Raw genomic sequence first — 11,865 nt, 5'->3', positions numbered from 1 at the left:
CCGGCCGCTGAGCCCGCCTCCGTGCAATCCGTCTGGCCTCCGTTCCCCGTGGGTGGGCGCCTGCCGGGGTTGGTGCCGAGCTGGTCTCGTCGAACAGGCGCGCGGGCCCTTGAGTGCCGGAGGTCGGGATGAGGCGCCTGCCAGTGCCGTGGCGACTGGTCCTCGCCGTGGCCGCGGGGTATGCCGTCGGGTCGATCACCTCGTTCCTGCTGTTCGAGTCGTCGGGCACGGGCGCGGTGCTGTTCCTGCCGGCCGGGGTCACCTTGTCCGCCCTGGTGCTCAACGACCGGGGCCGGTGGCCGTGGATCCTGGCCACGGCCGCGCTCGTCGAGGTTCTCATCGACCGGACCCAGGGCATCGGACCGGTCGCAGCCTGGGGTTTCGCCGTGGCCAACACCGTCGAGCCCCTCGTGGGCGCCATCCTGCTGCGCCGGTTCGCCCCGCACCCCGACCTCAGCCGGCGCCGCAACCTGACGGCGTTCCTACTCTGCGGTGTGCTGGCCGGCCCGTTCGTGGGCGGGGTGATCGGCTCGCTGACCATCCAGTGGTCGCAGGGGCCGGCCGTGCTCGACCGTCTGTTCCCGTTCTGGGCCGGCGACGGGCTCGGGGTACTGGTCGTGGGCGGCGCGGTGCTGACCTGGCAGCTCGACCGGGACCGGCCCGGCGCCCCCGGACCGGTCCGCCGTGCACTGCTCCTGCTGGGCACCGCCGGGGTGACGGTGGCCGTCTTCTGGCCGGTCGTCCTCCCGCTGGCGTACCTGACGATCCCCTGGCTGTTCTGGCTGGCCGTCCGGTACGGGGTCGCGGTCGTCACCGAGGCCGGCCTGGTGGTCGCCGTCACCGCCAACGTCATGACCGTGGTCGGGCGCGGCCCGTGGGCACCGCTGGGCGACACCCCGCGGGTGGAGGCCGCCCTCCTGCAGCTGTTCATCGCCGTGGCCGTCCTCGGTGCGTGGTTGCTGGCCGTGGAGATCGCCGGGCGGGAACGGGCCCGGTCGGTGTCCCGGCAGGAGACCGCCGCGCGGCGCCGGGTGGAGGCCCTCCAGGAGGTGACCGCCGGGCTGGGGACCGCCGCGACCACCGACGACATCGCCGAGGTGCTGGTCCGCTCCGGCATCGGCCTGCTCGCCGACTCCGGCGCGGTGGGAGTGGTCGACCGGGAGAGCGGCCGGCTGCGGGTCTGGACCACGGACGGGCACGGTGTGGCCGACCTGCCGCTGGGCGACCCCTCACCCCTGGCGACCGCCGTCCGGCGCCATGCCCCCGTCCGGACCTGGTCGCCTTCGGCGCTGGCGGTGCCGGCCCGGGCCGCCGGCACCGCGTTCGGGGCACTGGAGTTCCGGTTCACGGACGATCACTCGATCAACGAGGACGTCACCGCCATGTCCCGGACGCTCGCTGACCTCATGGCCCCCGCGCTGCACCGGGCGCGGCTGTACGAGGAGGAACGGGAGGCCGCCCATCAACTGCAGCAGTCCTTCCTGCCCGTCGTGCCCGACGAGCTGCCGGGGGCGGAGTTCGCCGGCTGCTACCGCCCGGCCGACCAGCACCACGACATCGGCGGCGACTGGTATGACGCCTTTCCCCTGCCCGGCGGCCGCGTCGGGTTCGCCGTCGGCGACGTCGTCGGCCACGACCTGCGGGCCGCTGCGGCGATGGGACAGCTGCACGCGGCGCTGAGCGCCCTGGCCGCCGCCCCGCACGACGGCCCGGCCGAGGTCCTCGACGCGCTGGACCGGGCGTCGTCGACCATCGCCGGCGCGGGCCTCACCACCATCGGCTACGGCGAGTACGACCCGGCCACGTGCCGGCTCCGCTACGCCTGTGCGGGCCACCCGCCGCCGTTGCTCGTCACCGACCACGACGCCCGGTTCCTCACCGGCGGCCGGTCCCGGCCGCTGTCGGCCGCGTACCAGGCCCGGACGGACGCCGAGGTCGAGGTCCCGCCCGGTTCGATGCTGCTCTGGTACTCGGACGGCCTCGTCGAACGGCGCGACGCCGATCTCGACGCCGGGCTGGGCCACCTGGCGTCGATCGCCGCCCGGCTCGACGGCGCCCACCCCCGGACCTGGTGCGACGTCGTGATGGACGAGCTGACCGGTGGCCAGCGGCTGCACGACGACGTCGTGCTCATCTGCCTGCGGCTGCAGCCGTCCCCTCCTGACACCGCCGTCCCGCGGACGCTGTCGCCGGCGGCCGACGGGACGTGGTCCCCGCTGCACGAGTCATCCGCCCCGGCCCGTCCGCACCTGTCCGCGCTGTACCCCCGCGGGTCAGCACCCGACCCGACACGACCAGCGGTCCGCCGATCCGATCGTCCTGGAGCGACGGGCAACGTCACGTGAGGGGCGGTCGTGAGGCGTTCAGCAGAGGCCATGAGGTAGGACGATGCCGTGCGGGTGCTCGTCCTCGACGAACGGACGAGGTCGCCGCGGCGTCAGCCAGGTGATCGCCGACGACCCGGCGCTCACGGCGGTGGCCGGGCCACCTCGGTCGGCGAAGCGGCGGCGCGGGCTCGTCGTCCGCCCGGACCTGGCGGTGGTCGGCACGCGGCTACCCGTCGGCGACCTCACCGAGCGCGCTCGCGAGCAGGTCGCGCGCCTCGGCGGCGACGGGGACCAGCGCCGCCTGGCCGGTCAGCGCGACCATGACGCCGGGGTCCATCGCCGCCACCCGGGTGGCCCCCTGCTCGTCGACCCGGACGACGACGTTGCAGGGCAGCAGCAGGCCGATGTCCGGCTCGGCCTGCAGCGCCCGGCGGGCCAGTGGCGGGTTGCAGGCGCCCAGGATCACCTGCGGCGGCACCTCCGCCCCCAGCTTCGCCCGCAGCGTGGCCGCGACGTCGATCTCGGTGAGCACGCCGAACCCCTGGCCGGCCAGCGCGGCCCGGGTCCGCGTGAGCGCCTCGTCGAACGGGAGGTCGACCTCCACCGCCATGCCGTACCCCGGGCCGTCCGCGACCGGTCGCTCGGTCACCGTCCCGCTCATCGGAGGACGGCCACCTTCAGCGCACCGGAGGCGACCGGGTCGGCGAACACGTCGTAGGCGGCGGGCACCTCGTCGAAGCCGAAGCGGTGGGTCACGATCCGGCCGGCGTCGAGCTTCCCGGCCTGCAGCATCCGCAGCAGCATCGGCGTGGTGCGGGTGTCGACCAGCCCGGTGGTGATGGTGACGTCCCTGATCCACAGGTCCTCGAGGTGCAGCGTCGTCGGCTTGCCGTGCACCCCGATGTTGGCCACCCGGCCGCCCGGCCGGACGACCTCCACCGCGAGGTCGAAGGTCGCCGGGATGCCGACCGCCTCGATGCCGACGTCGGCGCCCAGCCCGCCGGTCAGCGCGCGCACCGTGCCGACGACGTCGTCGTCGGGCGAGAGCACGAGGTCGGCACCGAGCGCGGTGGCCGCGTCGCGCCGGGCCTCGACCGGGTCGACGACGACGATCCGCTCCGGGGTGTAGAGGCCGGTGGTCATGACGGCGGCCAGCCCGATCGGGCCGGCGCCCACGATCACCACGGTGTCCCCCGGCCGGACCCCGCCGTTGAGCGCACCGACCTCGTAGGAGGTGGGCAGGATGTCGGCCAGCATCAGCGCCGCCTCGTCGGCCACCCCCTCGGGCAGCCGGTGGACGGAGCCGTCTGCGAACGGGACGCGCACCGCCTCGGCCTGCACGCCGTGGACGGTGTGCCCGAGGACCCAGCCCGCGCCCTGGCACTGCCCGTACCGGGCCTCCCGGCAGTAGAGGCACCGGCCGCACGCGGTGATGCACGAGACGAGCACCCGGTCACCGGGACCGACGGTGCGCACGCCCTGGCCCACCTCCGTCACCGTGCCGACCGCCTCGTGGCCGAGGATCGTCCCGAGCGGCACCTCGGGGACGTCACCCTTGAGGATGTGCAGGTCGGTGCCGCAGATGGTGAAGCCGTCGACCCGCACGACGGCGTCCTCGGGGTCCTCGATGCGCGGATCGGGGACGACCTCCCACGACCGCTTGCCCGGACCGTGGTAGACGAGCGCCTCCATGACCTCTCCTCCCGCTGTCGGAGCGTCCAGTCCAGCGCGCCCGTCCCGCGGGGCCGGAGTGCCGAACGTCCTGCGCTGCCAGGGACGCACCGCCCGCTGCCGACGCCCGGAGGCCCGAGCGGGACCGAGGGCCCCGTCCGGTGGTGCCTCGGGCCCTGCCCGGACGACCGCCCGCCCCGGAGCCTGGACGGGACGCACCCCGCGGCAGAGGAGGCCCGGCCATGACGTCCACCCGGAGCGCCCGCACCCGTCGACCCGCCGCCGGCCGGGCGAGGACGCGGTCCCGCCGTCCGCGCCGCTGGGCCGACCTGAGCCCGCGCCAGCAGGGTCTGGTGCTGGCCCTCGGGTCGGTCCAGCTGTCGCTGGCGGTCGCCGCCTGGACCGACCTCGCCCGCCGCCGCCCCGACCAGGTCCACGGCCGGAAGGCGGTCTGGGCGGCGGTCATCGCCGTGAACTGGATCGGCCCCCTCGCCTGGATCCGCTGGGGCCGCCGCCGCTGAACGGCCGGGCCCGCGATCCATCGCCACCGGCCTGGAATCCGTGCACTGCCGCCGACCCGATGGCGATGGGGCACGTCCGGCGGGGACGTTGGTCGCTGCTACCGGTGACCGGGGGCCCAGGACGAGGCCGCCCGAGGAGACGACGCTCAGGGCATCCACCGTCCGGGAGGAGTCGACATGACCCGCCGCACCACCTCCTCGGAGGGCCTCCCGACCCGGATCCCACCGACCTCCCCGCTGGAGGCGGCCGCCGACGCCGCGGTGCTGGCGCCCTCGGTGCACAACACCCAGCCCTGGCGGATCCGGCTGCACCCCGACCGGCTGGAGATCCACGCCGACCGCACCCGGCAGCTGACCGTCCTCGACCCCGCCGGCCGGGCCCTGACGCAGAGCGTCGGCGCGGCGCTGCTCAACGCCCGCGTCGCGCTGGCCGCCGCCGGAGCCGCCGTGCGCGTCGACCGGCTGCCCGACCCCGCCGACCCGTCGCTGCTGGCGGTGCTGCGCCCGGTCGACGGCCTCCCGGACACCGCGCTGGCCGCCCTCTCCCCCGCCGTGCGCCGGCGCCGCACCAACCGCCGCCGGTACGACGCCGGACGGGTCCCCGACGACGTGCTGCGCGTCCTCGTCACCGCGGCCGCCGCCGAGGACTCCGTCCTCGTCCCCGTGACCCGCGAGCAGGACCTCCTCCTCCTCGCGAGGCTCCTGCAGGAGGCGGACCGCATCCAGAACGCCGACCCCGCCTACCGCGCCGAGCTGCGCCGGTGGACCAACCGGGAGGCGGGCACGGGCGACGGCGTGCCGGCCAGCGTCGTCCCGCACGTCGACGGCCGCCAGCACGACCCGCTGCCCGTCCGCGACTTCGACACCATCGGCGCCGGGCAGCTCCCGGCTGAAACCGGCTCGGGCACCGCCCAGACCCTGGTGCTGCTGGCGACGTACCAGGACGACCCGCTGGCCTGGCTGCGGTGCGGAGAGGCGATCGAGCGGGTGTTGCTGGAGCTCACCGTGCGCGGTTGGGTCGCCGGCCCGCTCACCCAGGCCGTCGAGGTGCCGGTCACCCGCACCCAGCTGCGCTCGGCGCTCACCTGGGACACCTACCCGCAGTCGGTGCTGCGCATCGGCCGCGCGCCGGCCACGTCACCGACGCCGCGCCGTCCCAGGGGGACGGTGGTCGAGAACAGCGCCTCCCCCGGCGAGCGCCCGGTCCGCGGCAGGCCGACGGCGACCGGCTGGCCGCGGCCGGCCGCCCGTCCGGTCTCCGACGGCCGTGGGGGGACGACGTGGGTGTGACCGCCGTCCGGCAGCCGGTCGTGGCCGGTGTCGACGGCGGTCGGGCGACGCGGCACGTGGCGAGGGCCGCCGCGACCGCGCCCACCGCGAACTGCGCCCCCTGGAGCTGGTGACCGCGGTGGAGGCCGCGCACGACGCCGGCCGTGCGCAGGACGGGCCGTGGCATCGGGCGCTGGGCCGCCTCGACGCGCTGCGCGGGGACCTCGGCGCGTCCGCTCCCGACACCCCCGTGCGCAGCATCGTGCGGGCCGGGCACCCGGCGGAGGTGCTGCGCGAGGAGGCCACCGGCGCGGCGCTGCTCGTCGTCGGCGCCGGCACCGTCCCCGGCACCACGGGCCCGGTGGCCCGGGACCTGCTGCGCACCGCACCCTGCCCGGTGCTGCTCGTTCCGCCGGACGGCGCCGGAGGCGGCGACGTGGTCGCCGCCGTCGACGGGACCGCCGGTACCACCTCGGTGCTCGCCACAGCGGCCCTCGAAGCCGGCACGCACGGCAGAGCACTTCGCGTGGTCCACACGTGGCACCGTCCCGGCGGCGTCGCCCCGGGCGCCGTCTCCCCCGCCGTCGCAGAGGCCGTCGCCGAGGCCGAGCGGCGGTTCGTCGAGGAGCACGTCGCACGGGTCCGTCACGGGTGGCCGACGGTCCCCGTCACCGTCGACGTGCGCGAGGGTGACCCCGCGTCCGTGCTGGTTCACCTCTCCCGCGAGGCCGGGCTGCTCGTCCTCGGCGGAGCCGGCGCCGCCGACTCGGCTGTCGTCGACGCCGTCGCCGGCGAGGCCCGCTGTCCGGTCCTCGTCGTCCCCCAGCCGGGGCACCGACCCGCCGGGCCCGTGCCGGGGATCCCCCGGCCCCGGGACCTCCGTCTGCCTGCGCAGCGGCGGCCGTGACCGGGGCGGCGCGGGGTCGGGTCGTCGTCGCGGGGATCGACGGGTGCGGACGGTCAGCGACCGGCGCAGCGACAGGCCGTAGCACCGTCGGCAGGTCATCCCGTCGAGGCCGTGGAGCGCCGGGTGCCGCCGGGAGATGTCGGTGCGCGGGCGAAGGCCAACTGCTCCCGGGTGGGCTGCAGCGGCAGCGGCGGCTGGGTGCTCGCCGGTGCGACGGGCGTCCTGGGAGATGCCGAGGATCGGCACGCACGGGACCTGCCGCATCGCCGTCTGCCCTCGCCGTCGCCGGTGACAGACCCGGACCACGCTCGGCCGTGACCGGACCTCCGCCGATTAGCCGGTCAGCGGAGCGAGCACGAAGTCCACGTCGACGGTGGTGTAAGGGTTGCGGACACCGAGCGCTGCTGCGGACACCGGGTCGTCGTGCGCCACGAAGCGGTGCACGAGGCCGTCGGAGACGGCGAAGACGGCGTCGGAGTGCAGGTGGGGGTCGTCGGCGTCGAAGACGTGCGTGGTGACCGGCGCGTGGCCGCGCGCGGAGACGATGGCGTGGAGGTGGGCGGTGCGCAGGAGGCTGCGCGAGGTGGCGCGGAGCAGCGCTCCGGCCGGTCCGTCGGCGGGGACGGGACAGGCCACCGGCCGGACCGTGACGATGCGGAAGGCGCCCGCCCCGTCGGTGCGGTACCGGCCGCGACAGTTGAACGGCGGTGCGCCGGGGTCCTGCAGGTCGTAGAGGCCGTTGGCCGCGTTGTGCCAGACGTCGAGGACGGCGCCGGGCACCGGCTCACCGGACGTCGAGCAAACCCTCCCGGACAGCACCAGCGGCTCGCCCTCGTCGATCAGGGCCATCGACTCGCCGCGAGCCCGTTCGGGAGCGCCGGGTCGGTGGAAGGGGCCCTCGACCGTGGCGGCGGTGGCGGTCCCGACACCGGCGTGGGTCATCGTCGTGACCAGGGACGACAGGCCGGTGACGTCAGAGAGCACGGTGAGCTCGACGAGCGCCGCGGCGCGGTCGTCCCCGGCGGCGCCGGAGAGCCAGTCCAGCGCCGCGTGCAGCTCGGACTCGGTGATGCCGAGCTCGCGGGCCACACGGTGCACCGCGGCGACGACGGCCTGCAGCACCTGCTGCAGCCGCGGGTCCGGGGTGTCGGCGAAGCTGGCCACGACTGCGTCGGTCAAGATCTGCTCGGCAGCGGGATCGCGCTGGGCCTCGTGCCCCCGGAGCCGTTCGACGGTGCTCACCGCGAGACCTCCTGGTCGGGTCGCGTGGCGCCCCGCGCGGCCGGGACCACCGGGGCGCGTGTCAGGTCACGGACACCCAGCGGGGTCCGCGTGGCCTCCGGAGCGGGGGCGACGGTCTGCGCCCGGCTCGTCGGCGAGCGCCGCCAGAGGAGCACCGCGACGCCGATGACGGCCAGCGTGGTCAGGATGCCGGACTCCCCGACCCAGGTGGTCGCGGCGGCGCCGGTGGTGGCCGGGTCGAAGGCGGTCTGGACGACGGCGTTCCACACGCCGTGGAAGAGCACCGCCGGCCAGACGCTGCCGCTGGACAGCCGCAGCCAGGCCAGAACGAAGCCGGCGGCGGTGATCTGCACGACCAACAGCGGCACCGACACCACCAGGGAGCTCCCGGCGGCGTACCCGGCGCCCAGGGCCAGCGGCAGGTGCCAAGCCGCCCAGATCAGCCCGTGCGCCAGCACCGGCCGGGGCAGCCCCGTGTCGATGAGCCGGGGAAGCAGATAGCCGCGCCAGCCGACCTCCTCGCCGATCGCGACGATCGACAGGCCGAGACCGGTGACGACGGCCGCCAGGAGGACTTGCAGGGCGAACGACGCGGCGGCCGAGTCCGTCACGTCGCCGCCGAGCGGGCCGAGGCCGGCGGGCGGGTCGAATCCGGCCAAGCCGGCTGCCCACGCGGCGCCGTAGCTGACCAGGGCGATGAGCAGCGGCAGCACGACGGCCCACACCAGGGCCCGCCGCCCGCGCCGTCCGCCGAGGCGGAAGGAGACGTCGGCGAAGCCCTCGCGGCGGACCAGCCGGGTGCCCACCGCGGCCAGCGCCGGCGCGCACAGCGCGACTAGGCCGACGGCCGGGTTCCCGGTGGCGAGCAGGACCGGCACGGTCAGCGCCGAGACGGCGACCAGGACGGTGAGGAAGAGCGCCACCCCCCTGCGGGCGGCGGCGCGGGTGGCGGGGTCGACGGGCGGTGCTGAGGAGATCACGGGGACACCTCCGGGTGCCGCGGGATGCCGATGCGGTCGATTGGACGCCGGCCGCCGTCCCCGATCGAGAAGCGATCCGTGGTGGGACGACAAGCAGGGGTTGTCGGTCGGTCGGCCGGCCGGCAGCGGGCCACCCGGTCAGCCCGCCGGGGCCTCCTGGTCGAACACGCCGTCGTCGACCATGTCCTGCACCGCACGCACCAGCGCGGCGACGGCGGGTCGGGTCTCCTCCCGGCGCCACAGCAGCCAGCAGCGCGAGGTCGGCTCCGGTGGTTCCAGCCGCCGGTAGACCACGCCGGACACGCGGTCGTCGACGAGGTTGGTGAAGGTGATGCCCAGGCCCACGCCGGCCACCACGAGCGGCAGCATGCGGTCCATGGACGGCTCCTCGGCCACCACCGTCACCGGCAGGGCGGCGCCGTCGGGGCCCTCGGCAATCCGCGCCAGCAGGTGCTCGTGCAGCCGCGGGTGGACCGCGCGGGGCACGAGCACCACCAGCGGCCGGGCGGCGACGTCGGCGTGCGGCAGCCGGTCCGGGGTGGTCAGGGAGCTGCTGGCCGGCACGGCGACCGCCACCGGGACGCCGAACAGCGGGGCGCCGTCGAGGTCGCCGGTCAGCTCGGGATGCCAGGCCAGTGCCGCGTCCACGTGCCCGGCGCGCAACTGGTCGACCAGCTCCACGGTGTAGGCGGGGATCGGCAGTACCCGCAGCGAGGGGTCCCGGCGGGCGAGCTCCGGCAGCAGGACGCGGCTCAGGTGGGGCCCGGAGTTGGGCGCGTAGCCCAGCCGCAGCTCGCCGTCCTGGCTACCGGCTCGCCGGGCCGCCTCCGCGGCGTGCCGGACCTGCGCCAGCACCCGGCGCGCCTCGGGCCGGAACGCCTCACCGGCCGGGGTGAGCCGCACCCGCCGGCTGGTGCGCTCGAACAGCGGGACGCCCAGCTCGCGCTCCAGCCGGGCCACCCGCTCGCTGACCGACTGCTGCGTGACGTGCAGCCGCCGGGCGGCGCGGCCGAAGTGCTCTTCCTCGGCGACGGCGAGGAAGCACTCCAGCTGGCGCAGGTCCACGGTGTCAGGCACCACCCTCCTGGGACGGTGTCCCGGAGCCTGCCGCGGGCGGCCGTCGCAGGTCCAGGGCCACGCCCCCAGGCCTGGTGGCCGACGGTGCACGACACGGGTCCGCAGGCCGCCGGGTGCGCACTACGCTGGTCCCCTCGCACCCCGCGGAGGCCAGGGATGGACGACCCCGGCACGCGGCTCGCGGCCGCCCGGACGGCGTACGCCCGGCGGCGGTGGGACGACGCGCACGCCGCGTTCACCGCCGTCGGCACGACGCCGCTGTCCGCGGACGACCTCGCGGCGCTGGCCGACTGCGCCTGGTGGATGGGTCGGGTCGAGGAGTCGATCGCGGCCGGCGAGCGGGCGTTCCAGGCGTTCGTCCGGGAGCAGCGGCCCCGGCCTGCGGCGATGGCGGCCATGGGTGTCGGGATCAACCACCTGATGCGCGGCGAGGAGGTGGCCGGCTCCGGCTGGGTCGGCCGGGCGGCCGCGCTGCTCGCCGAGGAGCCGGAGTGCGCCGAGCAGGGGTTCCTCGCCTACCTCGTCGAGGTCCAGGGCGCTCTCGACGGCCCCGACCCGGAGCCGGTGCTGGCCGCCGCGCGGCGGGTCGGCGACCTGGGCCGGCGGCTGGGCGACGCCACGCTCATGGCCGCCGGCCTCGTAGGCGAGGGACGGGTCCTGGTGCGCCAGGGGCGGGTCCGCGACGGCATGGCCCGGTTCGACCAGGCGATGACCGCGGTCGCCGCCGGCGAGGTGCTGCCGGACTGGGCCGGCGACATGTACTGCCACCTGATGTCGGCCAGCCACGAGCTCGGCGACCTCCGTCGCGCCCGGGCCTGGGTGCAGGCGACGGAGGCGTGGCTCGCGACCCTCCCCGCGGCGGTGCTGTTCACCGGCATCTGCCGGGTCCACCGCTCCCAGGTGCTGCAGGCCGCCGGCGAGTGGGAACGCAGCGAGGCGGAGGCGGCGCGGGTCTGCACCGACCTCGACGGCATCGCCTGCCTCGCCGCCGGCGAGGGGCACTACCAGCTCGGCGAGCTCGCCCGGCTCCGCGGGCACGCGACGGCGGCCGAGCAGTCCTACCGCCGCGCCCACCACCTGGGGCGCGACCCGCAGCCCGGGCTGGCGCTGCTCCGCCTGCAGCAGGGCCGCCTCGACGCCGCCGCGGCCTCCGTGCGGACCGCGCTGCTGACCGAGACAGCGAACCCGCTGGTGCGCGCCCGGCTGTTGACCGGGCAGGCCGAGATCGCCCTGGCCGTGGACGACCGGGCCACCGCCGAGCACGCCGTCGTCGAGCTGAGCGACACCGCCGAGCGCTTCGCCAGCCCCTGCTTCACCGCGTCCGCCCGCCAGTGGCGGGGCGCGCTCCTGCTGTCCTGCGGGGACCCTGGCCGGGCGCTCCCGGTGCTGTCGGCGGCGTGCCGGTCGTGGCGCGACCTGCACGCCCCCTACGACTGCGCGCGCGTCCGTGTGCTGCTGGCCGCGGCCTACCGGGACCTCGACGACGCCGACGCCGCCGAGCTGGAGCTCGCCGCGGCGGCCGAGGTCTTCGAGCGGCTCGGGGCCACACCCGACGCCGCCATCGTCGCGCGGCTCCGGGGGGCTCCTGCGCTCCCGGGCGGCCTGACCGACCGGGAGGCCGAGGTCCTCGCCTGCCTGGCCGCCGGGCGGACCAACGCCCAGATCGCCGAGCAGCTGGTCATCAGCACCAAGACCGTGGCGCGGCACCTGTCCAACATCTTCTCCAAGCTGGACGTCGGCACCCGCACCGCCGCCGCGGCCTGGGCACACGAGCACGGGCTGGCTGGGTCGAACGACCCATCGGGAGCCCGTGCGAGTTGGGGCGCCCGTCCGATGCCGGGCAGCCGACCGCGCTCCTAGCGTCCCCTCGT

General features: G+C 76.4%; 10 protein-coding genes. 5 read left to right on the top strand and 5 right to left on the bottom strand.

Going from position 1 to position 11,865, the window contains the following annotated elements; all coding sequences use genetic code 11:
• The first annotated feature begins 128 nt into the window (after window positions 1-128).
• Window positions 129-2,345 (top strand): SpoIIE family protein phosphatase, encoded by a 2,217-nt coding sequence (locus ACI8AD_RS11170; protein ID WP_456870590.1) that lies wholly within the window; start codon window positions 129-131, stop codon window positions 2,343-2,345.
• Between the two features lie 208 nt (window positions 2,346-2,553).
• Here ACI8AD_RS11170 and ACI8AD_RS11165 read toward each other — a convergent pair whose 3' ends face one another.
• Both ACI8AD_RS11165 and ACI8AD_RS11160 read right to left on the bottom strand, forming a co-directional pair.
• Window positions 2,554-2,976, bottom strand: coding sequence for a DUF302 domain-containing protein (locus ACI8AD_RS11165; RefSeq protein WP_456870589.1), 423 nt, complete (start codon window positions 2,974-2,976; stop codon window positions 2,554-2,556).
• Between the two features lie 8 nt (window positions 2,977-2,984).
• Window positions 2,985-4,019, bottom strand: a complete 1,035-nt coding sequence (locus ACI8AD_RS11160; RefSeq protein WP_456870588.1) for an alcohol dehydrogenase catalytic domain-containing protein — start codon at window positions 4,017-4,019, stop codon at window positions 2,985-2,987.
• Window positions 4,020-4,240: 221 nt separating this feature from the next.
• Between ACI8AD_RS11160 and ACI8AD_RS11155 the strand changes: the two genes are divergently transcribed.
• The 3 genes from ACI8AD_RS11155 (at window position 4,241) to ACI8AD_RS11145 (ending at window position 6,695) form a co-directional block, all read left to right on the top strand.
• Window positions 4,241-4,519, top strand: coding sequence for a PLD nuclease N-terminal domain-containing protein (locus ACI8AD_RS11155; protein ID WP_456870587.1), 279 nt, complete (start codon window positions 4,241-4,243; stop codon window positions 4,517-4,519).
• Window positions 4,520-4,696: 177 nt separating this feature from the next.
• Entirely contained in the window at window positions 4,697-5,809 is a 1,113-nt protein-coding gene (locus tag ACI8AD_RS11150; protein WP_456870586.1) for an Acg family FMN-binding oxidoreductase, read from the top strand.
• Complete coding sequence (locus ACI8AD_RS11145; protein ID WP_456870585.1) at window positions 5,787-6,695, top strand: universal stress protein; 909 nt, start codon at window positions 5,787-5,789, stop codon at window positions 6,693-6,695. Before ACI8AD_RS11150 ends, ACI8AD_RS11145 begins: the two co-directional genes overlap by 23 nt.
• A gap of 333 nt (window positions 6,696-7,028) precedes the next feature.
• On the opposite strand, the gene ACI8AD_RS11140 is transcribed toward ACI8AD_RS11145, so the two are convergent.
• From ACI8AD_RS11140 to ACI8AD_RS11130, 3 genes are all read right to left on the bottom strand, one after another.
• Window positions 7,029-7,937 (bottom strand): dioxygenase family protein, encoded by a 909-nt coding sequence (locus tag ACI8AD_RS11140; RefSeq protein WP_456870584.1) that lies wholly within the window; start codon window positions 7,935-7,937, stop codon window positions 7,029-7,031.
• Window positions 7,934-8,917, bottom strand: a complete 984-nt coding sequence (locus ACI8AD_RS11135) for a CPBP family intramembrane glutamic endopeptidase (protein WP_456870583.1) — start codon at window positions 8,915-8,917, stop codon at window positions 7,934-7,936. The genes ACI8AD_RS11140 and ACI8AD_RS11135 overlap by 4 nt, the downstream gene beginning before the upstream one ends.
• 138 nt (window positions 8,918-9,055) lie before the next feature.
• Window positions 9,056-9,994 carry a LysR family transcriptional regulator gene (locus ACI8AD_RS11130; protein ID WP_456870582.1) on the bottom strand — a complete coding sequence of 313 codons (939 nt, stop codon included), beginning with the start codon at window positions 9,992-9,994 and terminating at the stop codon, window positions 9,056-9,058.
• A 156-nt stretch (window positions 9,995-10,150) separates the two neighbouring features.
• On the opposite strand from ACI8AD_RS11130, the gene ACI8AD_RS11125 reads away from it, so the two are divergent.
• On the top strand, window positions 10,151-11,854 hold the full coding sequence (locus ACI8AD_RS11125) for a LuxR C-terminal-related transcriptional regulator (RefSeq protein ID WP_456870581.1): 1,704 nt from the start codon (window positions 10,151-10,153) through the stop codon (window positions 11,852-11,854).
• The last annotated feature ends 11 nt before the right edge of the window (window positions 11,855-11,865 follow it).

The sequence above is a fragment of the Geodermatophilus sp. SYSU D00766 genome (assembly GCF_054049915.1).
The sequence above is the reverse complement of the archived record's forward strand: the minus strand, read 5'-3'. Positions and strand labels throughout refer to the sequence as shown.